The sequence below is a fragment of the Neptuniibacter sp. QD37_11 genome (assembly GCF_047778105.1).
GTDB lineage: Bacteria > Pseudomonadota > Gammaproteobacteria > Pseudomonadales > Balneatricaceae > Neptuniibacter.
The window spans coordinates 866332-890659 of the sequence record NZ_CP180552.1 but is presented as its reverse complement, the minus strand read 5'-3'; the positions used below and the strand labels follow the sequence as shown (position 1 = coordinate 890659).

Genomic DNA, 24328 nt, shown 5'->3' with positions numbered 1-24328 from the left:
AACCCCCTGAGATTTTAAGGTCTGCCTTTTGATGGTTTACCTTCATAAGCAATACGCCAGCGCCCTTGATCAAAAGTCCAGTATTGGCGCTTTACTGAGCTGCCAGAAAGGTTATTACTTTTGTAATCTTGTTGGAATGTAGCTACAACCAGATTCGGATTATCTGGATACCGGTAGATACTCAAGTTTTGCAGATCGATATCTACAAATTTTTTCGAGCCATTCACACGTTTCTTGTAGCTGGAATACTGCAAATATTTACGTTTACCGTCGTCATAATTTTGAGAATAGTTCTCGATATAGCGCTGATGATCAAGGCTTTCCCAATCAGACGCCCAACGCTCAACCAAGTTAGTGAAACGCTCTTTCTGTTCAAGCCAATCAGCTTTCTTTATCCAACGAACATTATGACCAACTAGAACAGGCGTGTTCAGATAGTTAACCGTGTTATCCAGTTCAATAAAATCAGGATTGGTTAAGGAGATACACCCTTCACTTGCTTTAGGTGGACGACTGTAAGTTTCCACTGGGGAGCCATGAAGCCAGATTCCATAACCCGTGCGTCCTAACCTCTTATCCCATACGTTAGGGTAATTAATCGGCAATGCACCGGACCCATAACGAGAGGGTAAATTCTCATCTTCTAATCGGCTGGTAGTGAAATAAACACCTAGAGGGGTTTTAAGGTCACCCTCGACCTCTTTTCCTGTACCACCACGACCATACGAAGCGTAATAGTCTTTAACAAGTACAGGAATACCGTTTTGGTTTTCAAATAGGAAAAGGCGCGATAAACGGGTATCAACAATGATGATATGCTTTTGATCTGGAGACAAAGTCAACATGTCTGCAGGTAGCATATCTGCAGAAGGCTTTTCCATTTCCATTAGCAATCTAGCTTTTGCTTCAGAAATTAACCCTTCGATCTTTTGTTGATGGGCGCCACGTTTATTGCTTAGTGGAGCTCCTTGAGCCTGCGCTGCTAGAATATCAGCATACACAAGCTGAGCTAGACGGAAATCAGGTCGACGTTCGGTAAGCTCTTTAAGATCCGATAAAGCCGAATCGAGCTCATGGCTCTTGAGGTTATTTAAGCCACTTAAAAGTAACTCTTCATTCCCTTCTGAGATTCCATAGGGAGCAGCTTCTTCAGCAAATAAGCTACTCTGAGGAATACCCAGTGCGCCCAACATCACTACAGTACAAACGAAACTTTTTTTCATCTATCCAGAAAGCCCCAACCTATTTTTTATTAACCAATGATTATAACGATATTCATCCTGAATGGGACTCTATCGCCCTTGAAAAAATGCTTTTTCCACTACTAAATTTGAAGCTTTTAAGTTTTTTTGTTTTCGCAGTAATTTTCTAGCAATACCCTAGTTAAATTCAGCGAAACGTCACACCTTCAGCCCTTTTCGCAACTGCAAAAACCAAAAGATTTGGCAATTTATTTTGAATTTTTCAATCTGAAATTTGCCTAAAACTGTGCTATTCCAAAAGTGTAGAGATCCAAAAGACACACTACCGCATACAAAGTTCAGTTAGTTGGTAAAAGTGCGACCCACCAATCACCAATTAACTGATCGAATTTGATGTTTTCCTGTAGATACAGACGGAGGACCCCGTGATGTTTGAACAGATGGAAAGCAATGGCACACAACGCCTTCATTTTTGTCATGACCCTGAAACGGGCCTCAAGGCTATTATTGCCATTCACTCGACTTTACGTGGCCCCGCAATCGGCGGCTGCAGATTTATCCACTACAACAATGACGATGCAGCCATTACAGATGCGCTCAGATTGGCACGTGGCATGAGCTATAAAGCAGCACTCGCAGGGCTTCCCCACGGTGGTGCTAAAGCAGTTATTATCAAGCCCGAATCAGACTTCAACCGCGCCGCTCTTATGCAACGCTTTGGTCAATTTGTTGATGGTTTAGGTGGTGAATACATTACCGCAATGGACAGCGGTACTAAGATTAGCGACATGGATCAGATTCAAAAGAGCACCTCCTTTGTAACCTGCACTCAAGCCACTGGCGATCCCTCTCCCTATACCGCACTCGGCGTGTTTGAAGGGATTAAAGCTTCCGTCAGATTCAAGTTAAATCGAACGTCACTGAAAGGTGTGCACGTCAGTATCCAAGGCTTAGGCCATGTAGGCTTTGAAGTAGCCCGTTTACTTCATCAAGCCGGAGCCAAACTGACGGTCACCGACATTGATCAAGCTAGAGTAACTCAATGCGAGAAAAATTTTAATGCAGCAAGCGTGTCACCAGATCAGATTTACGCAGTCGATGCTGATGTCTTCTGCCCTTGTGGGCTTGGAGCAATCATAAACGACACGACCCTACAGCAACTTCGTGTATCCATCATTGCTGGCTCAGCCAACAATCAACTAGCGGAAGAGAAACACGGCGACCTGCTAGCCGCACAAGATATCCTTTACGCACCTGATTATCTGATCAACGCAGGCGGTTTAATTTTTGTAGCGCTGCAATATTCAAAACAGAACAGCCGAGAAATCCGCCAAAAAGTTATTCAAATAGGTGATTCTCTCACCCAACTTTATCAAAACGCAGCGCAAGCTAAGCAAGGTGTACATCGTCTAGCCAATCACCAGGCTGAACAAATCATCAGTGCATCTAACGATTTCAATTCCGCAGCTTAAGCTAATGAAAGCGGTTAGGAGGATGAGTTATGAGTCACGCACCACTGCAATATTTAGATAGTGAGGGGAACCCCACACAGCGCTTGCCACAATGGTGCCAATCACCTGATTGGTTCCTACGCTGCTATCACAACATGGTATTAGCTAGACAGTTTGACGCTAAAGCCATCGCGCTACAACGTACAGGACAATTGGGCACTTACGCATCCCTACTAGGCTCAGAAGGTATCGATGTTCCAACAGCACTCTGCATGAGCGAAGAAGATGTTCTCGTGCCCTACTATCGAAACCATGCCTGCCAGATGATTAGAGGGCTCGCCCTTGAAGATATTCTTCTATATTGGGGTGGGGATGAACGCGGCAATGCATCACCCCAGATGAAGAAGGACTTCCCCAACTCAGTTCCGATCGCCACTCAATCATTACATGCCTGCGGTGTTGCTACAGCGCTAAAAATTCGCAATCAAAAACAGGCTGCTGTGACCTTAATTGGCGATGGCGGCACCTCTAAAGGGGATTTTATGGAATCCCTAAACATCGCTGGGGTATGGCAACTGCCTGTAGTCTTTATAATCAACAACAACCAGTGGGCTATCTCGGTACCGCGTAAAATTCAATCCGCTGCAGCTCAGTTAGCTGACAAAGCACAAGCCGCTGGAATTCCCGGTATGCAAGTGGATGGTAACGATGTGATTGCGATGCGTGAGGCAGTAACTCAAGCTTTACAGCGTGCTTATGACGGCAAAGGAGCCACCCTGATTGAAGCCATAAGCTACCGCTTAAGTGATCACACTACAGCGGATGATGCGACCCGTTATAGAGATAACGAAGAGCTGAAACAAGCTTGGGAGAAAGAACCAGTAAAACGCTTGCGTAACTTCATGGTTACTCAAGGCTTTTGGGACGAATCGAAAGAACAAGCTCTTCAACAAGAGATCACGCAACTCGTCCAACAAGCAGCAGAAAAGTATTTAGCAATTGATCCTCAAGCTCCCGAGTCCATGTTCGATTACATGTATGCCGAGCTACCCGAGCATCTCATCGAACAGAGGGACTGGGCGACAATCAAGGCGATGCCAAATGCTAGCCATGCTGAGGAGGATGCATCATGAAACATTCAGTATGTCTTCTTGAAGCGGTCAATCTAGCTTTGGCCTCAGAGATGCGAAGGGACGAGGAGATCGTTCTATTGGGAGAAGATATTGGCGTTAATGGCGGTGTTTTTCGCGCTACCGCGAATCTAAGAGATGAGTTTGGCCTTAAGCGCGTAATGGACACGCCATTAGCAGAGTCTATGATCGCAGGGCTGAGTATAGGTATGGCCAGCCAAGGTTTGAAACCAGTGGCTGAGATCCAGTTTATGGGCTTTATCTTCCCCGCATTAGAGCAGATCATCTGTCATGCCGCACGCATGCGAAATAGAACCCGCGGCCGTCTCACCTGCCCTATGGTGATTAGAGCTCCTTTTGGTGGAGGCATTCATGCCCCTGAACATCACTCGGAAAGTACTGAAGCCCTTTTGGCTCACATTCCTGGCCTTAAGGTCGTCATTCCCTCCTCTCCAGCACGTGCGTACGGGCTTCTTTTAGCAGCCATTCGAGATCCAGACCCTGTGCTCTTTTTAGAACCCAAGCGGATCTATCGCAGCCAGCAACAAGAGATTTTAGATAACGGCGAAGCATTGCCTTTAGGCAGCTGTTTTACGCTACGTGAGGGCTCAGATATTACGTTAATTAGCTGGGGTGCAATGATCACAGAAACATTAGCAGCAGCAGAGCATTTCCAAAATAAAGGTGTGCACTGTGAAGTGATCGATGTAGCCAGTATCAGCCCTTTAGATATGACTACAATTCTAGCCTCCGTGAAAAAGACGGGGCGCGTTGTGATTGTACATGAGGCCCCTAGAAATGCGGGTATAGGTGCAGAAATAGCTGCAACCATCGCAGAGAGAGCACTCTTAGATCTACAAGCGCCTATTGCTCGGGTAACGGGTTATGACACTGTTATGCCCTATTTCCGTCTTGAAAATCACTACCTACCTAACACTCAAGACATCATCGACAGTATCAATGAGACATTGGAGTTCGCATGAAATATTTCAAACTACCAGATCTCGGCGAAGGACTTCCTGAAGCAGAAATTGTGGAATGGAATATCAAAGAAGGTGATTCTGTAGAAACAGACCAAGTACTCCTGTCTGTAGAAACAGCCAAAGCGATTATTCAAGTACCCTCTCCGCAAGCAGGTGTGATAGCGCATCTATTTGGGCAGCCAGGTGATGTTATCCACACTGGAGAGCCCCTATTGGAATTTGAAGGTGAAGAAGACAGTGACAGTGGTACTGTTGTCGGTGAAATTCCACAAGCAAACACAGACTCCACTACTCAAGATTCCTTCTTTATTGGTGCCGCTCCAAGCAGCCAAATCAGTGCAACAACACAGAAAGCGACACCAGCAGTAAGAGCCTTAGCCAAACGCTTAAATATCGATTTAAACCAAGTAAAAGGTAGCGGACAACAAGGCAACATCACGCCAAAAGACGTTGAACAAGCCGCTCGACTGGATCAAACCCATGGCAAAGCTGAGCCTTTACGTGGGGTTCGTAAGCATATGGCGCAGGTCATGAGCAAAGCGCATAGTGAAGTCGTGCCTGTCACTATTCATGAAGATGCAGATATTAATAGCTGGCCTAAAGGCACAGATATCACACAACGGTTAATCCATGCCATAGCAGAAGCCTGCACAACAGAACCAGCAATTAATTCGTGGTTTGATGGCAATACCCTCAGTCGGCGAATACATTCCAAAATTGATCTTGGTATCGCGGTTGATACAGAACAGGGATTATTTGTTCCAGTATTACGTGACATTAGTAACCGCTCACCTTCCCATCTACGAGAAGGATTAAATCTTCTCCGTACAGATGTCAAAAACAGAACGATCCCTGCTTCTGAACTACAAGGAGCCACAATCACGTTGAGTAATTTCGGCACTATTGCCGGACGTTACGCAAATCCAATTGTGGTTCCCCCACAAGTGGCAATTATTGGTGCAGGCGTTATTCGCAAACAAGTTGTAGCCGTAGGTGAGGAAATAAAAATTCATCGTATTCTTCCTATTTCACTTACCTTTGATCACCGCGCACTCACTGGCGGCGAAGCGGCTCGATTTCTAGCTACGTTTATCCAAAACCTTGAACTACAAGAAATATAAGTCCTTATAAATCATAAGATTATTAAACGATGAAACCTTAAGGAAAGTTTTAGAGTCAAATGTTCAGAGTTCAAAAATGTGAACTACACTAACTACAGGTAAGCAAGCAAAACAGCCTGACATAATTATTCAAAAATCCAAATAAGCTTGGCTGAATAAAGGTGATTTGTATGAGTATCTTTGACCACTATAAAGCCCGCTATGATTCTGTTCAGCAGGAAGAATACAGTTTGGACGAATATCTCCAACTGTGTAAACAGGACCCTATGATCTACGCTGATGCGGCTGAACGTATGCTGCAAGCGATCGGTGAACCTGAAATGGTTGATACCGCTGCTGATCCAAGACTAAGTCGTATTTTTTCGAACAAACTGATCCGCCGTTACCCTGCATTTAGCGAGTTTTATGGTATGGAAGATGCGATCGAAAATATTGTCTCCTACTTTAAACATGCGGCTCAAGGTCTAGAAGAACGTAAACAGATCCTTTACTTACTTGGTCCAGTGGGTGGCGGTAAATCGTCCTTGGCCGAACGCCTTAAGCATTTAATGGAGCACATTCCATTCTATGCCATTAAAGATTCACCTGTTTTTGAGTCACCTTTAGGTCTATTCAAACCGGAAGAAGATGGTGTCATTCTTCAAGAAGAATACGGTATTCCTTCACGCTACTTAAAAGGCATCATGTCACCTTGGGCGGCCAAGCGTTTACACGAATATGGTGGGGATATTTCTAAATTCCGTGTAGTAAAACTCTACCCTTCTATTTTGGATCAGATTGCCATTGCCAAAACCGAACCAGGTGATGAAAACAACCAAGATATTTCTAGCCTTGTGGGTAAAGTTGATATTCGTAAATTGGAAGACTTCCCACAACATGATCCAGATGCTTATAGTTTCTCTGGCGCGCTCTGTCGTGCCAATCAGGGCATGATGGAATTTGTGGAGATGTTTAAAGCACCTATCAAAGTTCTCCATCCTCTATTAACAGCGACCCAAGAGGGTAACTACAACAGTACCGAAGGCATGGGGGCCATTCCTTACGATGGTATTCTCCTAGCCCACTCGAATGAATCAGAGTGGACAACCTTCAAAAACAATAAAACCAATGAGGCCTTTATCGATCGTATCTACATCGTAAAAGTGCCTTATTGCTGCCGTGTCACTGAAGAGATCCATATCTACGAAAAACTTCTAGAAAACAGTTCGTTAAACAACGCACCCTGTGCACCAGATACGCTCAACATGCTTGCTCAATTCTCAGTTTTATCAAGAATGAAAGAACCTGAAAATTCTAGCTTGTATTCAAAAATGCGTGTTTATGACGGCGAAAATCTAAAAGACACGGATCCTAAAGCGAAATCCATGCAGGAATATAAGGACTCTGCAGGTGTTGATGAAGCAATGGATGGCCTTTCAACCCGTTTCGCTTTCAAAATCTTATCCAAAGTCTTTAACTTTGACCCTTCAGAAGTTGCAGCTAACCCAGTCCATCTGCTTTATGTTCTGGAAAAAGAGATTGAACAGCAACAATTCCCTGCTGAAATTCAAGATCGCTATTTGGGCTACTTAAAAGAGTTTATCGCGCCAAAATATATCGAGTTTTTGGGTAAAGAGATTCAGACCGCTTACTTAGAGTCTTACTCAGAGTACGGACAAAATATATTTGATCGCTATGTCACATACGCTGATTTCTGGATACAGGATCAGGAATATCGCGACCCAGAAACAGGTGACATATTAGATCGTCAGGCGATTAACGAGGAACTCGAAAAAATCGAAAAACCTGCCGGTATCAGTAATCCAAAAGATTTCCGACACGAAATTGTTAATTTTGTACTGCGTGCCCGTGCCAATAACAACGGTAAAAACCCATCTTGGATGGGTTACGAGAAAATGCGTACCGTTATTGAGAAGAAAATGTTCTCCAATACGGAAGACTTGTTACCTGTTATTTCCTTTAATGCGAAAGCCTCTACAGATGAACAAACCAAGCATGGTGAGTTTGTTAAACGGATGATAAAACGAGGCTATACCGAGAAGCAGGTGCGATTACTGTCCGAATGGTATATCCGCGTTAGAAAGTCACAGTAGTTAATCGGCAATAACAGTTGGTGAAGGCATTCATTCGGGCAAAGGCCTGCCCGAATGAGATGAAGAGCCTAAGTGCAGGCCATCTACGGGGATAGAAGTATTATGAGTTACATCATAGATCGCCGCCTGAACTCCAAGAACAAGAGCACGGTTAACCGTCAGCGCTTTCTTCGTCGCTATAAAAAACATATTAAAGATGCAGTAGAAGATGCGGTGAACAACCGCTCCATCAAAGAGATCGAACAAGGTGGCAGCGTTACCATTCCTCGCAGGGACATCTCCGAACCCATTTTTCATCATGGTGAAGGCGGCGTTCGTAATAAAGTTTTCCCTGGCAACAAAGAGTTTGTTGTAGGGGATCAGTTCCAACGCCCGCAAGGTGGCGGCGGTGGCGGCGGCAGCGGTGAAGGCCAAGCCAGCAATCAAGGTGAAGGGGAAGATGATTTCACCTTCCAGATCGATCAGGAAGAGTTTCTAGACTTTATGTTTGATGGTTTGGAACTCCCCTATCTAGTCAAAAAACAGCTAAAAAGCGCAACCCAATTTGAAACCCGCCGAGCTGGATTTACCAATGCTGGTAGCCCCGACAAGATTCATATTGTGCGTTCGTTAAAAGCAGCCCACGCACGTCGCATTGCCTTAACCGGCAAAGACAGACGCAAAATCCGCGAACTCAAAGCGGAAATTTTGAGCTTAGAGCAACGTTTACCCGATGATGATGCAGAGAAACAGATTTCAGCATTAAATTCCGAAATTGAAGAGATTAAACAGCGTTTAAAGCGTGTACCTTTCCTTGATGACTTTGACATTAAATACAACAATTTAATCAAAGTTCCCGTGCCTTCAAGCAAGGCCGTGATGTTCTGCGTTATGGACGTATCAGGCTCTATGACTCAAAGCATTAAAGACATGGCGAAACGCTTTTTTATCTTGCTGTACCTCTTCCTGAAACGGAATTATAAACAGATCGAAGTTGTCTTTGTTCGCCACCATACCCACGCCAAAGAAGTCGATGAACAAGAGTTCTTCTACTCCCGCGAAACCGGCGGCACGATCGTATCCAGCGCTTTAGACCTGACTTCAGATATTCTAGAAGAACGTTATTCCCCAGCAGACTGGAACATCTATGTAGCTCAGGCATCCGATGGCGATAACTGGGATGGAGATTCCAGTAAATGCTACCAGCTCCTTGATGAAAAGATCCTCAAGCAAGTTCAGTATTTCGCCTATGTAGAGATCACTACAGGACCCCACCAAAACTTATGGCATGAATACGAACGCCTACAAGCAAAGTGGGAAGAATGCTTTGCCATGCAACAGATAAAAACCCCAGCAGATATTTTCCCAGTATTTCGTAGTCTATTTGAGAAAAAGGTTGAGGGGGCAGCATGAAAAAACGCAGTCCAATATCCACCGGAGCTGAGTGGAGCTTTGAACTTATTGCCGAATATGACCGAGAAATCGCTCGCATTGCCAAAGACTTCGGCTTAGACACATACCCCAATCAGATCGAGGTCATTACCTCCGAACAGATGATGGATGCCTACGCCTCCATCGGCATGCCTTTAAACTATAACCATTGGTCCTTTGGTAAACAGTTTGTTGATACCCAACAAAACTATAAGCGCGGCAGAATGGGCCTTGCTTATGAGATTGTAATCAATTCCGACCCCTGTATCGCTTATCTAATGGAAGAAAACACCATGACAATGCAGGCCCTTGTTATTGCTCATGCCTGTTATGGTCACAACTCTTTCTTTAAAGGTAATTACCTGTTTAAAACTTGGACCGATGCCTCAGCGATTATTGATTACCTTCTCTTTGCTAAAAGCTATATCAGCCGATGCGAAGAAAGATACGGTGTAGATACAGTTGAGGAGCTACTGGATTCGTGCCATGCACTCATGAGCTATGGCGTAAATCGATATGTTCGCCCACAACCGCTGACAGCAGATGAAGAAAAAGAGCGCCAGCAAGCGCGGGAAGAATATATCCAGCGTCACTTAAACGACTTGTGGAACACGATTCCAAAAAAAGAGGAAGGAGCAACACCAGTTATTCAGCACTTCCCTAAAGAACCTGAAGAAAACATACTCTATTTTATAGAGAAAAACGCCCCACTTCTTGAACCATGGCAACGAGAGATTGTTCGTATCGTTCGAAAAGTGGCGCAATATTTCTATCCACAGAAACAGACCCAAGTAATGAACGAAGGCTGGGCTTGCTTCTGGCACTACACGCTTCTGCATCAAATGCATGAAGAAGGCTTAGTAACCGATGGATTTATGATGGAGTTTCTTCACTCACATACCAGTGTTGTCTACCAACCGCCATTCGATAGTCCTTACTTCAACGGCATTAATCCCTACACATTGGGATACAACATGATGCAGGACATCAAACGTATCTGTGAAGAACCAACCGACGAAGACCGCGAATGGTTCCCTGATATCGCAGGTTCCGATTGGAAAAAGACATTAGACTACGCCATGCGTAACTATAAGGATGAGAGCTTTATTCTCCAGTACCTCTCGCCAAAACTCATCCGTGAGCTAAAACTTTTCACCATTATGGATAACTCTGAAAAAGCCAATTTGGAAGTCACATCAATCCATGATGAAGCAGGCTACCGACAAGTCCGCGAAGATCTTTCTTCTCAATATAACTTAGGAAATAGAGAACCAAATATTCAGGTTTACAACGTAGATGTCCGTGGTGATCGCAGCTTAACCTTGAGACACTTTATGCATAATAAACAACCACTCGGTCAATCCACCGAAGAGGTACTAAGACATATTCATCGTTTATGGGGATTTGATGTCCATCTTGAATCAGTGCTTCCAGATAACACTGTGACCAAAAGCTATCACTGCCCTGAAATTCTTGCGGAAGGGAAAACAGAATCGCTACTCTAAACCAAGCGATAACTTTAGTTACTAACGGTTTATTCAGTATTTAATCCATTGGTAACACTGGATATACTGCATTCAAGTATCTAATACAGTGAGGAAAACCGATGGATTGCCTGTTTTGTAAAATCATAAATAAAGAGATTCCGGCCGAAATCATTTACGAAGATGAGCATGTAATTGCGTTCAATGATATTAGCCCTCAGGCACCGACACACGCACTCATTATTCCGCGCAAACATATCGCAACCCTTAATGATATTAGCGCAGAAGATACAGAAGTGGTTGGCCATGTGGTCAAAACAGCCAGCACTATCGCCAAACAGTTAGGCATTGATGAATCCGGTTATCGTACAGTATTCAACTGCAACTCAGATGGCGGACAAACGGTTTACCATATACATCTTCACCTTTTAGGTGGAAAACCTATGGGCTGGCCTCCATACCAAGAGAAGATGAAAGAAGCGCTTAGCTAGCTTTAATTATTTTCCTTACAGCTAAAAGAGAAAATAATCTTTTCTTTTAGCTGTGCAAACTACTTTTTAATCTTAAAATTTATACCCTAGAGAAATAGGGTTAAGGCTTTTCCTAGAGTTTAGAAACCGAGATACATTCAAAGTTATGCCAAAGGAACAACTGTTAGTTACTGAAAGCTATATTAGATCTAGCGAAAATATACCTTCTTATACTGAGCCATATAGACATGCATCTTATAAGAGAGCTTTGAGTGAACTAAAGGCAGCCTTACTGAGCGAAAACTCAATAATTCTTAAAGGAGTCGCAGGCACCGGTAAAAGCACACTTATAAATGAGCTTATTAATGAATTTCAAAAAACAGGGATTCCTGTCGCTATAATTAATAAGCCGTTAACAGAAGTATCTCAGCTTTATTCAAAATTATCAGACGCACTTAAATCTACAGCACAGACAGAAGATCTACCCCGCACGCTCCAATCAATCAAAGAAAAAGACCTATTCTGCCTACTCATAATTGATCAGCAAGCTATCAATTCTGACGATTCCGTAATCAACTCCTTACAGCAGTTATGCGAAATCGATGAAACTACTAAAGGAGCAATAAAACTAGTAGTAGTTCGCCAAGACTATATTGTTATTAACTCTGAAGGGCTTAAGCAGGCTGATTTTATTAACTGGATTAATACTGAAATAGTCCTAGATCTTTTTCAACTAGATGATATTGAAGGATATATTCATTACTTATCCTCCAAAGAGGGACTACCTAGCACGCCTTATGAAATTGGTACTGATTTATTGATAATCGAGCACACAGAGGGAAGAATAAACCGCCTAAATAAAATTTTATTACCTCTGATTCATAACAAAATAATAACGCCAGAAGATATCAATAGTTCGAAAAAAAATTCCTCTCGCTTATCAGCTGAAAAAATCGGCATGTATTCTCTTAGCCTGGTAATTTTTATAATTTTAGGCTTTGGGGTTAACTATTTCCTATATTCAAGTACAGAAAAAATTGAATCAAAAACTACGGAAGATACCCCTATTTTTGCAGAGCCTAAACCACTTCAGGAGAACCAAATTTTCAAAGTGCAGCCACCAAGTATCACTGTCACAGAGAAAGAACCGGCCTATGCTGATTTTAAACTTAGCGGATATAAAGCCGATACTGTCAAAAACCATCCCCCTGAATCAGAACAAAACGCGCTTACTCAAGAAGTATCAATTACAGGACAACCTGTAAATAAAACATCATTTAACAGTGCTGAAAAGATAAACATGTTTTCACTCAAGGAAAAAACTACTTTTCCAAGCGAGCGAAATGAAATAGAGGGAGGTTTTCAAACGATTAATAAAATTGAAAAACTTTCTAAAGTTGAAGTTTCTGCACCACAAGACGAAGTTATTTCACCTCTCACTCTAGCCACTGTAAAAATTGACCACTGGATAGCTGCCTGGCAAGCAAAAGATCTGAAAAATTATTTTAGAAGCTATAAACCTAACTTTACTGGTATATACGAAACGAATGAGCGCTGGGCTAAGAAACGACGCGATGCGATTAATCGCCCTAAGTGGATCAAGTTGATCAGAGAAAAACTACATAATATCAAGCTTTCGGAAAATAGAATTAAAGTAGACTTCTGGCTTCAGTACGAGGCAGCTAGCGGCTATAAAGACAAAACGCTAAAACAACTAACGTTAGTTAAATTTAATGGTGAGTGGTTAATAGACAAGGAACACAATATTAAGGTCGAAACCCATTAAAATGCTTACTCAGTGTACATTTTGTGGAAACTCATGGGCGTGCGCTGCAATCCACTCAATCGCAGCTTCTTCAGAATCTAGCTCTCGCCCCTCTTCTTCTAAGATTTTTTGACGATACTCTTCAATGTAGCAAACCTGTTCTACCATTCGAACAGCATAAGCTGTAGCCAGATCAGAAAAGCCAATCCCGACTAAAAAACCATTACCGTTACTTTTGCACCAAACAACATGACCGATAGTTTTAAAAGGTGGTGTCTCTAATGAGATCTCAACTTCTACAGCCTCACCTGGGGTCATTAGCTTTTCTGTTTCACAGGACAATCCACCTGCACTGACATCTTGCGTGGTAACTTCAGTTACGCTTTGGTTATTAGCTTGCTGATTACATAGCTTTATTGGAATCGCTGCAGGATGACGAATAAAACGACGAGGCATAACGTTTCTCCTCTACTACTGTTTAGTGTAGACCCAGAAACAAATAAGGGGCACTAAGCCCCTTAAAAATAAACAAAAAATACTTAATCAACCCTTAACCTTTCGCTAGCAACTCTCGCAGATCGATAATTGCTGCATTAGCTCGGGAAATATAGTTCGCCATCACCAAGGAGTGGTTAGCAAACAGACCGAAACCTCCACCATTAAGAATCATTGGACTCCAAACTGTTTCCTGAGTCGCTTCCAACTCACGAATAATTTGACGAAGACTCACACGCGCATTCTTTTTGTCCAATACAGGACCAAAATCTTGCTCAACCGCTTTTAAAATATGTAACAGTGCCCAAGCTGAACCACGCGCTTCATAAAATACATCATCTATTTCTAGCCAAGGTGTTTTAACCTCTTTATCAGAAGCAGTCTGCGTTGATTGCTCAGCAGCCGGATCGCCCGCTAAGTCTGTATTCACACGTTTCTGACCAACACTTGCACTTAAACGCTGAGATAGACTACCTAAACGCGTTTGCACATCACCTAACCAGTTATTTAGATTATCAGCACGCGCATAGAACTGAGCTTCAGATTCAGTAACCTTGGTCAGTTCCATTTGATATTTGTGTAGCGCTTCAAGGCCCTCTTTATACTGAGATTCCGAAGAAGGCAGCAACCAACTATTCGCATCAAAGTGGAATTGAGGCTCAGCAATTGTTAATTCTGGGTGCTCTACTGACTGAGACTGTGAACGGCTAAAGTCTTTACGTAAAGCACGTGCAAGGTCACGTGACTGGACCAACACACCATATTCCCAATTGCTGATATTATCTAACCAAATACCCGGAGGCGCCACATCGTTAGTGATATAGCCTCCTGGCTTATGCAATAGGGTATCCATCAATCGGTGAAGCGTATAAACCGTTGGATAACCAGTTGTCACTTTAACGCCCTGCTCCTCAGCATCCGTTTTAGCTTCTGCTACCGGATCAAATGCTGCAGGAGGGCAGCTCCAATAAATACCTAAAGGGACAGAGATAACGATGACTAGCATGATTGCGCTAAAAACAGCCCGGCTAATTTTGCCTCCTGGCATGTTGTCCCAAAAATCCAAAAACCAATCTATCAATAATCCCATGAGGTTCCTCAACTCTAACAATCCGTTTGGACGAAATAACTTGTCCAACTATTATCTATTGCCACAGCTTAACTGATCCTAAAGCCATTCGGAACGTTGCTATGGTCGAAGCAATAATTTCTTTTATACAAAATCTATATTACAACAAGGTGCTGCCCTAGATTCACGTAGACCAAATTTGAAAAATTACTCAAATAAAAGATACTTTAGTAATTCAAGTCAGTATTTGGTGTTTCTTCTTATGATGTTTAATCAAACATCATAAGAAGATGATATATATTTGCTATAGTGACAGGGACCTGCTGATTCATTCCTCCAGCAGCGTCACAAGGAGGGTGTAATTATGGTAGGACACGAAGGCATCAAACCCCTAAGGCTTTTATTCACACTACTTTCAGTGATCCTTTTATCTGCACTGACTGTTTTCGGTATTGCCCTTTGGAATGATGTTAAATCCAACCAATTCGATAAGCTATACAAACAAAATCAGACGCTAATCAGTCAAAGTCGGTCTTTCTTTGATCATCAAACACGTCTTATTGTCAAAACAGTCAAAGCACGCTTTATCGACAAAAATCTACAAGAACGCTCGGTTTTAAATGTATTTGAGTATCTTCTTTCAGCAACCGGTGAAGCAGCCACATTTGCCCTAATCGATACGAAAGGTAACGTGCTACTTAGTAAAGGAAGTATCAATCTACCGGAGTTATCAAGTCCAAATACTGTATTAGAAAACCTAAAGGTAAGCCGAACCGCTCAGATAGGTTATCTTCATAGAGCAGGCCTTCTGGGAGAATCTTTACTTCCCTTCTATGTCCCTATCTTGAATAACGACAAAAACATCATTGCCGTCGTGGTCGCTTTTTATCGTGTTCAAGGCAAAACCTCTCTCATGCAAAAATTTATTAGCCCAGATAACAATACAATCTGGTTGCTAGGTGAACACGGACAAGTACGTATGTCTTACCCTGTTCCTAAAGGGTTTGTTTCAGATTTATTTGGTTGGCGTTTAGCTCAAGAAACGGCCTCCGAAATCCAATATAACCTGCAATCTGGTCTAGTGAAGCAAGGACTAGAACTTAAAGTTAAAGGAGAGAAAGTCCTAGCAAACGTAGGTTATTTACCCGAATACAAACTCATCACGCTTAACTCTTATCCGGTCACGAATTTATTCAACTCTTGGTTAGAACGCATACGCCCTATAGGTACTGTATTTGTTTTATTCCTTCTTGCTGCATTGCTTGCCTACAGAGTTTCCATACAAATTAGCAAACGGATGTCCGACGCAAAGCAAAAAGCAGAACGTAAAGTTCAAAAATTATCTAAAGCGATTGAACAAAGCCCTAACAGCGTTGTGATCACTGATAACCTATGGTCGATAGAATACGCTAATAGCCACTTTGATCTAACTACAGCAAAGCCTAATGCCCATACTAAAGCCCGTGGACATAACATTATCGATTTTCCACCTTACAATGTTTTAACTAAAGACCTTACAAAGATCAGCGATGAAATTGCACTTAGAGGCAATTGGTTTGGTGAACGTAAAACAGATTTTGACGGTAAGTGGTACTCTTTCTCTATAAGCCACATAACAAACCCTGAAGAAGAACTCACCCATTATGTAGTTGTTGTACAAGACATAAGTAGCCGTAAAAAGGCGGAGGCTAAACTTTACAAACAGGCAAATTTTGATCCCTTAACAGGCTTGCCTAATCGCCGCAGAACTAATGAAAATCTTACAAGAGAACTACAAAACGCGTGGAAAAATAAACAGCAAGTTGCTGTACTCTATTTAGATATAGATAATTTTAAAGCGGTAAATGATACATTTGGTCACATGATCGGTGATCAATTACTACAACTTGTAGCTGGCAGGTTGGTTAAATGTTGCAAAGGGAAAGCACAGATATGCCACATTAGTGGTGATGAATTTTTAGTACACACAACGTATACAAAAACTCAAGAAGTAGAAACGCTAGCAGAGAATATTTTACATGATGTAGAGCAACCTGTATTGATTGAGGGTAAACAGATCTATATTTCTGTCAGTATAGGTATCTCACGCTACCCTGAGGACAACAATGAAGTAGTAGGATTAATCAAGTTTGCTGATATCGCTCTATTCGAATCCAAGAAGGATGGCCGCAACCGTTACAGCTTCTTTGACCATGAACTCGATAGACGCTTAAAGCGCCGTCACACTATCGAAACGGAGCTTCGCCAAGCGCTAGAGCGTGGTGAAATTCATATGGCCTACCAAAGCAAGAACAATATAGGTTCAGGACGTATTATGGGCTTTGAAGCCTTAATGCGCTGGAATAGTTCTGTATTAGGTCCAGTCGGTCCATTTGAGTTTATTGAAATAGCAGAAGAAATTGGTGTCATTAATGAGCTTGGTGAGTTTGCACTACGTCAAGCCTGTATAGATCTGATTGAACTACAGAAATTTAGTGACGCACCTTTGATCATGGCCGTGAATCTTTCAATCAGACAGCTGAATGATGATAGTGTCATTGATATGGTTGCTGGAGTGATCAAAGAAACTGGCATTGACCCTAGCAGACTTGAACTCGAAATCACCGAAAGCCTATTGGCAGAAAATATCGACAAACTACTGCCTCGTTTAGAAAAGCTGCTAGAACTTGGCACATCACTCACTATTGACGACTTTGGTACCGGTTATAGCTCTCTCAGCTATCTAACCACTTTCCCTGTCTCTACCTTGAAAGTAGACCGAGCGTTTGTAAAAGATATGGTTCATAACCAAGGCGATGCAACATTGACCCATACAATTATTACGATGGCGCATGCATTGAAAATGAAAGTAGTTGCAGAAGGTATAGAAGAAGAAGACCAACTAGCCATGCTAAGGGAGTTTGGCTGCGATATCGGCCAAGGTTATCTGTTTAGTCGACCTCTAGTATATAAAGAGATGGAAACCTTAGTAGAAACAGAAAATCTACCAAATACTCATGCTTTCAATTGCACCCTTACCTAAGTAAAGAAAAGTAGGTATGAAATAATAGAAAACGGAGTTTCCACAGAACAACTTAACCCAAATGAGCTTGCTCTTCTGGATACTGAAGTCGGATGTAATCCAAATGCCCTGATTCAAGCAACCCAACAAAAACCTCTACAAGGCGTTTATCAAGGTGACTACCGGCAATTCGTTGAAGCTCTTCAATCGCTTCTTGTTGAGTCCAAGCATCCTTATAGCTGCGTTTAGACACCAAGGCATCAAATACATCTACCACCGCAACGATCCTCGCTGCGAGTGGAATTTCATCACCCTTCAAACCTTTAGGGTAACCACTACCATCCACTTTTTCATGGTGAGCAACTGCTATATCCCTTGCCATGTTAAAAAAGGCATTCTTACCTAAGATCTTAGCCCCAATAGAAGAATGCAAACGCATAACTTCCCACTCTTGATTATCCAATGGACCAGGTTTATTAAGAATCGCATCAGGCGTAGTAATTTTTCCCACGTCATGCATCATGCTAGAAAAGCCAAGACGATTGACGACCTCTTCAGATAATCCAATCGCTTTACCCAACTCTTCTGAATACTCCTTAACTCGATTGATGTGATTACCTGTATCGTTATCTTTGTAATCACAAACCATCGCCAGTTTTTGGACTGTCTCTAAATTAGCTTCATACAGTTCCTGTGTACGCGCTCTAACACGCTCTTCCAAGTAACTATTAGCCTCATCCAACTCTCGATTGAGTCGCTGTTGCTCCTTATACAGGTGACGGGTACGAAGATGAGATCCAACACGCGCGCACAGCTCTTCATGGCTAAATGGTTTGGTTATGTAATCGCTTGCACCTGCCGTCAACAAATCGCATAGAAGCTCTTCTTGGTCGAACTGAGTTACGACAATCACAGGCACTTGATCGTATTGAGTGCAGGAGCGGATCAGATGGTTTAGCTCGATCCCATCCATCTCTGGCATCTCGACATCGGTCATCACTAGATCGATATCATCATGCTGTTGCAGCGTCTCCCACGCCTCCTTACCATTTTGGCAAAGTACCGGCGCACAACCTAATTGTTCAAGCATCTGACCATAGAGCGCTAATAAAGCCACGCTATCCTCAGCCACTAATACTTTGAATCGTTGTCCAGCGATGTGTTGGCTGAACTGCATTGTCTCTTTGCGCTCAATCACATTTTTCACTCTTTCAAGCAAAAAGTGTTGAGTGCAGTTTTTCATAATAAAATCGGTTACGCCTGCCTGAAAACAGTTACGTTTCAGATCCATAGAGCGTATAGAAGATACAACGATGATAGGAACTAAAAGAAATTCGGGACGGGACTTAATCTTTCCGGAGAATGCAACACACTCAGTATCCGGCAGTTCGGCTCCCAGAATAATGAGATCAGGAATATCAAAGCTAAGCGCTTTGTAACAGCTTTCACCCGTTTGATGCAGTTTCACGCGATAGCCTGCATCTTCGAGCACTGCTTTATAAAACGTTCGAATTGTTGAGCTGCCATCAACCACAAAAATGGTTTGTTGCATCCTTATATCTCCCAGAGGTTCCGTCCTGCCAGACCAAATAGTCTGGAACTACAATATATTTTCTAATTACTTATACCACCATGTTTTATAAGACCACACTAAACCTTAGGTTATTTTTAGCTTTTTTGTGACTCAACAACATGAAATTTTTAACTAATCACCTTTACGATAGCCAAGCTTTTCGTGGAAAGCTGACATGAATCACTAGCAAAAATGTTGCAGTGCGTCATAATCAGGTCATATACAATTATTACCTTCAGTTCTATCAATTAATGGGTAATACAATTTATTTTCGAGGTTTTGATGGTTATTCAAGAAAAACCACCGCTGCACGACCAGCTAGAATTTTTTATTGAACAAGCTGAAAAGGCTCGCCCTATCCGTACTGCTGTTGCCCATCCCGTTGATGGCAACAGTCTGATTGGCGCAGTGGAAGCAGCCGAGCATGACCTAATTATCCCTACATTAGTGGGACCTGAAGCAAAGATTAAAGCCGTTGCTGAAGAACAAAATCTGGATATCAGTCATTTTGAGCTCATCAATACCGAACATAGCCACGCCGCTGCAGAGCTAGCTTGTGAATTGATCAAGCGCGGTGAAGCCGAAGTATTAATGAAAGGACATTTAGGCACCTCAGAACTACTACGTGCCGTGGTCCACAAAACTAAAGGGATCAGAACTGAGCGTCGCTTGAGTCACGTCTTCGTGTTTGATGTACCAAACTATCATAAGCCACTGATCATCACCGATGCTGCGATCAACATCACACCGGATCTGTACTGCAAAAAAGATATCACTCAAAACGCGATCGATTTCTGCCGTGCACTAGGCGTTCAGACTCCGAAAGTAGCTATTTTATCCGCGGTAGAAAAAGTTAAGCCGAATATTCAAAGTACTATTGATGCAGCGGCACTTTGCAAAATGGCAGATCGCTCTCAAATTACGGGTGGCTTAATTGATGGCCCGCTAGCGTTTGATAATGCGATCTCGCAACAAGCCGCTATCGATAAGCACATAGTTTCCGAGGTATCTGGTGATGCCGATATTCTGTTAGCCCCTGATTTAGAATCTGCAAATATGATCGCTAAGCAGCTAATCTATTTAGCCAATGCTAAATCAGCAGGTATCGCATTGGGTGCAAAAGTGCCTATTATCCTAACAAGCCGTGCTGATAAAACGCTTGCTCGTCTAGCATCCTGTGCGTTGGCGTCTCATATGGTTCATCACAAAGAAAAGTAGGTCGTATGGAAACGATTTTAACGGTTAATGGCGGCTCCTCTAGCTTAAAATGCGCATTGTTTAAGTACACTGGCGCTAAGCTAGAGCTGCTATATAACTTTAAGCTGGGCAATATCCTTAATGATACCGCTCGCTTTAAAGTGAAAGATGCATCCGGTGAAGTTCTACTTAAGAGCACGCCAAGCTTTAGCGACGTGCCTAAAGAGCAACGCCACCAAGCCTGCTTAAAAACAATACTCGATTGGCTAAATGCTGAAGTCAGTGACAATACTCTATGCGCCTTCGGCCATCGCGTTGTTCATGGGGGTAGTCACTTTAGCGCGCCTATCCTGATTAATGATCAGGTATTAGATAAGCTGGCGAGCTTTATTCCACTAGCGCCACTGCATCAGCCTTATAACCTAAGACTGATCGAGGCCTGCAGAAACATAGCTCCAGACCTACCTCAAGTAGCCTGTTTTGACACAATGTTTCATGCCGAGCAATCCTCGTTGGAGCAACACTATGCCCTGCCTCGCAAATACACTGAGGAAGGTGTTCATCGCTACGGTTTCCACGGGCTTTCATACGAATACATTCAGCGCCAACTTGTTGAGCAGAAAAGCGGCCATCTAAAAACCGTCGTCTGTCACTTAGGCGCTGGCGCAAGTATGTGTGCTATCGGCGAGGGTAAATCTGTTGCCTCATCTATGGGCTTTACTGCAGTAGATGGCCTGCCGATGGGTAGCCGCTGTGGCAATATCGACCCAGGTGTTTTGCTTTACCTCCAGCGTCATCACAACCTTTCAGCAGATGATCTTGAAGCGTTGATCTACAAGCAAAGTGGCTGGCTAGGCGTGTCAGGTATCAGCTCTGATATGTTGGAGCTTGAACAAAGCGACCAACCCGAAGCTGAAGAAGCGATCGATATGTTCTGCTACCGAGCAGCACTAGAAATTGGTCGCTTATCTGCTGCACTCGAAGGTTTAGAGCAGATAGTCTTCACCGGTGGTGTCGGCGAAAACAGTGCCAATGTCAGAGAACGCATCCTTAAACGCTGTGAATGGCTGGGCGTTAAATTTAACCCTCATGCTAATTCAACCAACGACAGCATTATCAATGGTGCCGATTCTAAAGTGACTGTGCGCGTCATCCCGACCAATGAGGAAGCGATGATCTCCATGCACACTAAAGATTTAATGGCTTAATCGTCATTACGCTCAAACATTAAAAAAGGGTACTTACCAAAAGTACCCTTTCTTATGTCTATTTTATCCGCCAAGATTACTTCTTCGGTTTTTTCGGCGCTTTCTTCTTGCTACTAGCCGGTTTTTTCTTCTTTTTCGTGCCTGCCGCTTTACCAGACGCTTTTACTTTTTTCGGGCCTTTGTAGCTACCTACTAAGCTTTCGATCAATTTACGTCTAAAGCGGGTCTTCAGGTAACGTTCTATTGAAGACATTAGGTTCCACTCGTGCGGATCGATCAATGAGATCGCCTGACCTTCTTGACCAGCACGACCGGTACGGCCAACACGATGAAGGTAAAGATCGCCTTTACGCGGCATCTCCATGTTGATCACTAACTCAACCCCTTCCACATCCAAACCACGGGATGCGAGGTCAGTGGTTACCAAAACCTTTGTTGTGCCTTTACGAAAGCCTTCAATCGTCGCAAAACGACCTTTCTGCTGGACATCACCATGCAATAGAGCTGCTTTGAATTTGTGGTAACGCAAAAACCCATCTAAACGGCGCGCTTCTGTTTTACTGTTACAGAACACAATCGCCTTGTCGTACGATTCGTTTTCCAGCAACCAGCACAGCTGTTTATCTTTATGAGACTGATCATCAGACAGCAAAATGCTCTGCTTGATCCCCTCTTCAACTTCACGCTTTTGACCAACACGAATCCACTCAGGATCGACCAATAGCTTTTGAGCCAACGTACGGACTTGCGTTGGTAAAGTCGCAGAGATCAACAATGTCTGACGTGCTTCCGGGCAAAGGGTTAGGATCTGATCCAAACGTTCTTTAAAACCGGTTTCTAGCATACGATCCGCTTCATCCAGAATCAGTAGATCTAGGCTATCCAACTCAATAGAACGGTTTTCCAAATGCGGTACTAAACGCCCCGGTGTCGCAATCACCAAATCAGCACGCGCCAAGCGTTTTTCCTGCTGTTTAAAATCTTCACCGCCCACCAGCGAAACAGCATCTAGTTCTAGACCAGCAGCCAATTTATTAAACTGTTGTAACACCTGTTCAGCGAGCTCACGTACTGGTACAAGTACAATGGCTTTCGGCTGACGTGTTGGCGATTTACCTGCCGACAGTTCCTGCACTAAAGGAATCAGATAAGCTCCGGTTTTACCGCTACCCGTTGGCGAACTTGCCAACAGATCCATCCCTTCCAACAATAAAGGCACCGCCTTTTGCTGAACCTCAGTCGGCTCACTGAAGCCAAGCGCTTTAAGGTTCTCTTCTAACTGTGGATGTAGTGCGATATCAGAAAACATAGTGATTCCATAAACAAAGAAAGCGATGAACATTCATCGCTTTCAAAGATAACGTATAAAGATCAGGTTCGCTGCTTTCACAGTGAACTAGCAGATGTGGCTATGATACAGGATTTCCTAATAAGGTAGGATTAAATTTACTTTGGCTCCAAATAATCCCTTTTACATATTTTTACGATAACGCTTTGAATTTTCTAAATCTGCAATCGGAGCAAGCATCGCAAAATCAAACATATGGGTATCTTCAGAACGCTTTACCAAATTAGGCCAATCCTGATTAGCGAGAGCAGCTTTACCTATAGAAACAAAATCAGCATTTCCATTTCCTATTACGTGAATCGCTAACTGTGGTTCAACTACTCCGCCATTGGCAATAATCGGCAACCCGCTTATTCGCTTTGCCAAAGAGGCGAGAGAAGCACTTCCCTCAAACGCAGGCTCACTAAGTACCGGCTCAGTTGTATGTATATAATCGACTCCGCATTCTCTCATGAGCTTAAAGGTCGTTTCTGCTGCAGATTCACCTTCAGGCCACTCATAGTCTAGATCGTTGACTTTTTTCTGAGAAAGACGCACTCCGACAATAAAGTCTTTACCTACCGCCTGTCTCACAGACTCAATAACTTCTTTAAAAATTCGCAACCGGTTAACTAGAACACCACCGTACTCATCTGTTCGAAGGTTGGTGTATTGCGTCAAAAACTGATCCAACAGATAACCATTAGCACCATGTATTTCTACACCATTAAATCCCGCCTGTTTAGCTAATAAGGATGAAGATACGAAACCTTCTACAACCTCTTTGATATCTGAAGCTGCAAGAGACTTAGGTAATCGATAAGGGCCGTCTCCATAATAAAATGGCATCTGCTCACCTAAAGGCTGTACCTCAGAAGGAGCCATTGCCGTATTTGCAAACGGGTTGTATTGAGATAATGCTCCTGCATGCATCAATTGAGCTATGATAATAGCCCCCTTCTGCTGTAAGCTTTCAACGATTGGCCGCCAACTGTTCGCCTGCTTTACTGAACTAATTCCTGGCTGCTTTCGATAGCCTTGGCTAAATAATTTATCCGTATATAACCCTTCAGTAATGATTAGCCCAAACCCACCATCGGCATATCCCTCATAATACTCCTTCATGAGCGGCCCAACCGTCCCATCTTCATTTGCGCTCACCCTTGTCATAGGCGCCACCACAAGCCTATTAGAGGTTTCCAACTTACCCAGCTTAGAAGGCTTGAAGAGCATTTCTTTTGTCATCATCATTTCTCTATTCAAATATTAATGAATTTGCCTTTAGATTTTGACTTTCAACAAAAACATTGCAAACATCAAAAAAAATAAAACATTATTAACCTTTTGTT

The 24328-nt window shown here is 43.0% G+C and carries 18 protein-coding genes; 12 read left to right on the top strand and 6 right to left on the bottom strand.

All coding sequences use genetic code 11. From position 1 onward, the window contains the following. Positions 1–14 precede the first annotated feature (14 nt). A complete protein-coding gene (locus ACMXYT_RS03915; protein WP_415900317.1) occupies positions 15–1223 on the bottom strand; it encodes a L,D-transpeptidase family protein in 1209 nt (402 codons plus the stop codon). A 407-nt stretch (positions 1224–1630) separates the two neighbouring features. Here ACMXYT_RS03915 and ACMXYT_RS03910 point away from each other — a divergent pair, with 407 nt between their 5' ends. The 9 genes from ACMXYT_RS03910 to ACMXYT_RS03870 all read left to right on the top strand — a co-directional run bounded on the left by ACMXYT_RS03910 (position 1631) and on the right by ACMXYT_RS03870 (position 13130). Then, complete coding sequence (locus tag ACMXYT_RS03910) at positions 1631–2674, top strand: Leu/Phe/Val dehydrogenase (protein WP_415900315.1); 1044 nt, start codon at positions 1631–1633, stop codon at positions 2672–2674. Between the two features lie 29 nt (positions 2675–2703). Beyond that, positions 2704–3786 (top strand): pyruvate dehydrogenase (acetyl-transferring) E1 component subunit alpha, encoded by a 1083-nt coding sequence (gene pdhA, locus ACMXYT_RS03905; protein WP_415900314.1) that lies wholly within the window; start codon positions 2704–2706, stop codon positions 3784–3786. After that, positions 3783–4766, top strand: coding sequence for an alpha-ketoacid dehydrogenase subunit beta (locus ACMXYT_RS03900; protein ID WP_415883729.1), 984 nt, complete (start codon positions 3783–3785; stop codon positions 4764–4766). Before pdhA ends, ACMXYT_RS03900 begins: the two co-directional genes overlap by 4 nt. Beyond that, a complete protein-coding gene (locus ACMXYT_RS03895; protein ID WP_415911870.1) occupies positions 4763–5887 on the top strand; it encodes a dihydrolipoamide acetyltransferase family protein in 1125 nt (374 codons plus the stop codon). The genes ACMXYT_RS03900 and ACMXYT_RS03895 overlap by 4 nt, the downstream gene beginning before the upstream one ends. 170 nt (positions 5888–6057) lie before the next feature. Next, complete coding sequence (locus tag ACMXYT_RS03890) at positions 6058–7980, top strand: PrkA family serine protein kinase (RefSeq protein ID WP_415900312.1); 1923 nt, start codon at positions 6058–6060, stop codon at positions 7978–7980. A 102-nt stretch (positions 7981–8082) separates the two neighbouring features. Then, positions 8083–9372, top strand: a complete 1290-nt coding sequence (locus ACMXYT_RS03885; protein WP_415897666.1) for a YeaH/YhbH family protein — start codon at positions 8083–8085, stop codon at positions 9370–9372. Beyond that, positions 9369–10895, top strand: a complete 1527-nt coding sequence (locus ACMXYT_RS03880) for a SpoVR family protein (RefSeq protein ID WP_415900311.1) — start codon at positions 9369–9371, stop codon at positions 10893–10895. Before ACMXYT_RS03885 ends, ACMXYT_RS03880 begins: the two co-directional genes overlap by 4 nt. 101 nt (positions 10896–10996) lie before the next feature. Beyond that, the gene (locus ACMXYT_RS03875; RefSeq protein WP_415900309.1) at positions 10997–11365 is read left to right on the top strand and encodes a histidine triad nucleotide-binding protein; all 369 of its coding nucleotides are present in this window, start codon (positions 10997–10999) and stop codon (positions 11363–11365) included. Positions 11366–11510: 145 nt separating this feature from the next. Beyond that, positions 11511–13130, top strand: a complete 1620-nt coding sequence (locus ACMXYT_RS03870) for an AAA family ATPase (RefSeq protein ID WP_415900307.1) — start codon at positions 11511–11513, stop codon at positions 13128–13130. A gap of 9 nt (positions 13131–13139) precedes the next feature. On the opposite strand, the gene ACMXYT_RS03865 is transcribed toward ACMXYT_RS03870, so the two are convergent. Together ACMXYT_RS03865 and ACMXYT_RS03860 are read right to left on the bottom strand one after the other, a co-directional pair. Beyond that, complete coding sequence (locus ACMXYT_RS03865; protein WP_415900306.1) at positions 13140–13565, bottom strand: PilZ domain-containing protein; 426 nt, start codon at positions 13563–13565, stop codon at positions 13140–13142. Between the two features lie 94 nt (positions 13566–13659). Next, positions 13660–14694 (bottom strand): DUF2333 family protein, encoded by a 1035-nt coding sequence (locus tag ACMXYT_RS03860; protein ID WP_415900305.1) that lies wholly within the window; start codon positions 14692–14694, stop codon positions 13660–13662. A 343-nt stretch (positions 14695–15037) separates the two neighbouring features. Here ACMXYT_RS03860 and ACMXYT_RS03855 point away from each other — a divergent pair, with 343 nt between their 5' ends. Further along, entirely contained in the window at positions 15038–17695 is a 2658-nt protein-coding gene (locus tag ACMXYT_RS03855) for an EAL domain-containing protein (RefSeq protein ID WP_415900304.1), read from the top strand. A 52-nt stretch (positions 17696–17747) separates the two neighbouring features. On the opposite strand, the gene ACMXYT_RS03850 is transcribed toward ACMXYT_RS03855, so the two are convergent. Further along, on the bottom strand, positions 17748–19226 hold the full coding sequence (locus ACMXYT_RS03850) for a response regulator (RefSeq protein WP_415911869.1): 1479 nt from the start codon (positions 19224–19226) through the stop codon (positions 17748–17750). Positions 19227–19529: 303 nt separating this feature from the next. On the opposite strand from ACMXYT_RS03850, the gene ACMXYT_RS03845 reads away from it, so the two are divergent. Together ACMXYT_RS03845 and ACMXYT_RS03840 are read left to right on the top strand one after the other, a co-directional pair. Continuing rightward, positions 19530–20465 carry a bifunctional enoyl-CoA hydratase/phosphate acetyltransferase gene (locus ACMXYT_RS03845; RefSeq protein ID WP_415900302.1) on the top strand — a complete coding sequence of 312 codons (936 nt, stop codon included), beginning with the start codon at positions 19530–19532 and terminating at the stop codon, positions 20463–20465. 5 nt (positions 20466–20470) lie between these two features. Next, a complete protein-coding gene (locus ACMXYT_RS03840) occupies positions 20471–21652 on the top strand; it encodes an acetate/propionate family kinase (RefSeq protein ID WP_415911868.1) in 1182 nt (393 codons plus the stop codon). 76 nt (positions 21653–21728) lie between these two features. Here the strand turns inward: ACMXYT_RS03840 and ACMXYT_RS03835 are convergent, their stop codons facing one another. Both ACMXYT_RS03835 and ACMXYT_RS03830 read right to left on the bottom strand, forming a co-directional pair. Beyond that, positions 21729–22961, bottom strand: coding sequence for a DEAD/DEAH box helicase (locus ACMXYT_RS03835; protein ID WP_415900300.1), 1233 nt, complete (start codon positions 22959–22961; stop codon positions 21729–21731). A gap of 162 nt (positions 22962–23123) precedes the next feature. After that, positions 23124–24149, bottom strand: a complete 1026-nt coding sequence (locus tag ACMXYT_RS03830) for an NADH:flavin oxidoreductase (RefSeq protein ID WP_415900299.1) — start codon at positions 24147–24149, stop codon at positions 23124–23126. Positions 24150–24328 lie beyond the last annotated feature (179 nt).

Coding starts and splice junctions, on each gene's coding strand:
- ACMXYT_RS03860 (WP_415900305.1), bottom strand. CDS start 14,694: ATGGGATTATTGATAGATTGGTTTTTGGATTTTTGGGACAACATGCCA.
- ACMXYT_RS03845 (WP_415900302.1), top strand. CDS start 19,530: ATGGTTATTCAAGAAAAACCACCGCTGCACGACCAGCTAGAATTTTTT.
- ACMXYT_RS03915 (WP_415900317.1), bottom strand. CDS start 1,223: ATGAAAAAAAGTTTCGTTTGTACTGTAGTGATGTTGGGCGCACTGGGT.
- ACMXYT_RS03870 (WP_415900307.1), top strand. CDS start 11,511: ATGCCAAAGGAACAACTGTTAGTTACTGAAAGCTATATTAGATCTAGC.
- ACMXYT_RS03835 (WP_415900300.1), bottom strand. CDS start 22,961: ATGTTTTCTGATATCGCACTACATCCACAGTTAGAAGAGAACCTTAAA.
- ACMXYT_RS03855 (WP_415900304.1), top strand. CDS start 15,038: ATGGTAGGACACGAAGGCATCAAACCCCTAAGGCTTTTATTCACACTA.
- ACMXYT_RS03850 (WP_415911869.1), bottom strand. CDS start 19,226: ATGCAACAAACCATTTTTGTGGTTGATGGCAGCTCAACAATTCGAACG.
- pdhA (WP_415900314.1), top strand. CDS start 2,704: ATGAGTCACGCACCACTGCAATATTTAGATAGTGAGGGGAACCCCACA.
- ACMXYT_RS03865 (WP_415900306.1), bottom strand. CDS start 13,565: ATGCCTCGTCGTTTTATTCGTCATCCTGCAGCGATTCCAATAAAGCTA.
- ACMXYT_RS03885 (WP_415897666.1), top strand. CDS start 8,083: ATGAGTTACATCATAGATCGCCGCCTGAACTCCAAGAACAAGAGCACG.
- ACMXYT_RS03900 (WP_415883729.1), top strand. CDS start 3,783: ATGAAACATTCAGTATGTCTTCTTGAAGCGGTCAATCTAGCTTTGGCC.
- ACMXYT_RS03840 (WP_415911868.1), top strand. CDS start 20,471: ATGGAAACGATTTTAACGGTTAATGGCGGCTCCTCTAGCTTAAAATGC.
- ACMXYT_RS03895 (WP_415911870.1), top strand. CDS start 4,763: ATGAAATATTTCAAACTACCAGATCTCGGCGAAGGACTTCCTGAAGCA.
- ACMXYT_RS03910 (WP_415900315.1), top strand. CDS start 1,631: ATGTTTGAACAGATGGAAAGCAATGGCACACAACGCCTTCATTTTTGT.
- ACMXYT_RS03830 (WP_415900299.1), bottom strand. CDS start 24,149: ATGACAAGGGTGAGCGCAAATGAAGATGGGACGGTTGGGCCGCTCATG.
- ACMXYT_RS03875 (WP_415900309.1), top strand. CDS start 10,997: ATGGATTGCCTGTTTTGTAAAATCATAAATAAAGAGATTCCGGCCGAA.
- ACMXYT_RS03890 (WP_415900312.1), top strand. CDS start 6,058: ATGAGTATCTTTGACCACTATAAAGCCCGCTATGATTCTGTTCAGCAG.
- ACMXYT_RS03880 (WP_415900311.1), top strand. CDS start 9,369: ATGAAAAAACGCAGTCCAATATCCACCGGAGCTGAGTGGAGCTTTGAA.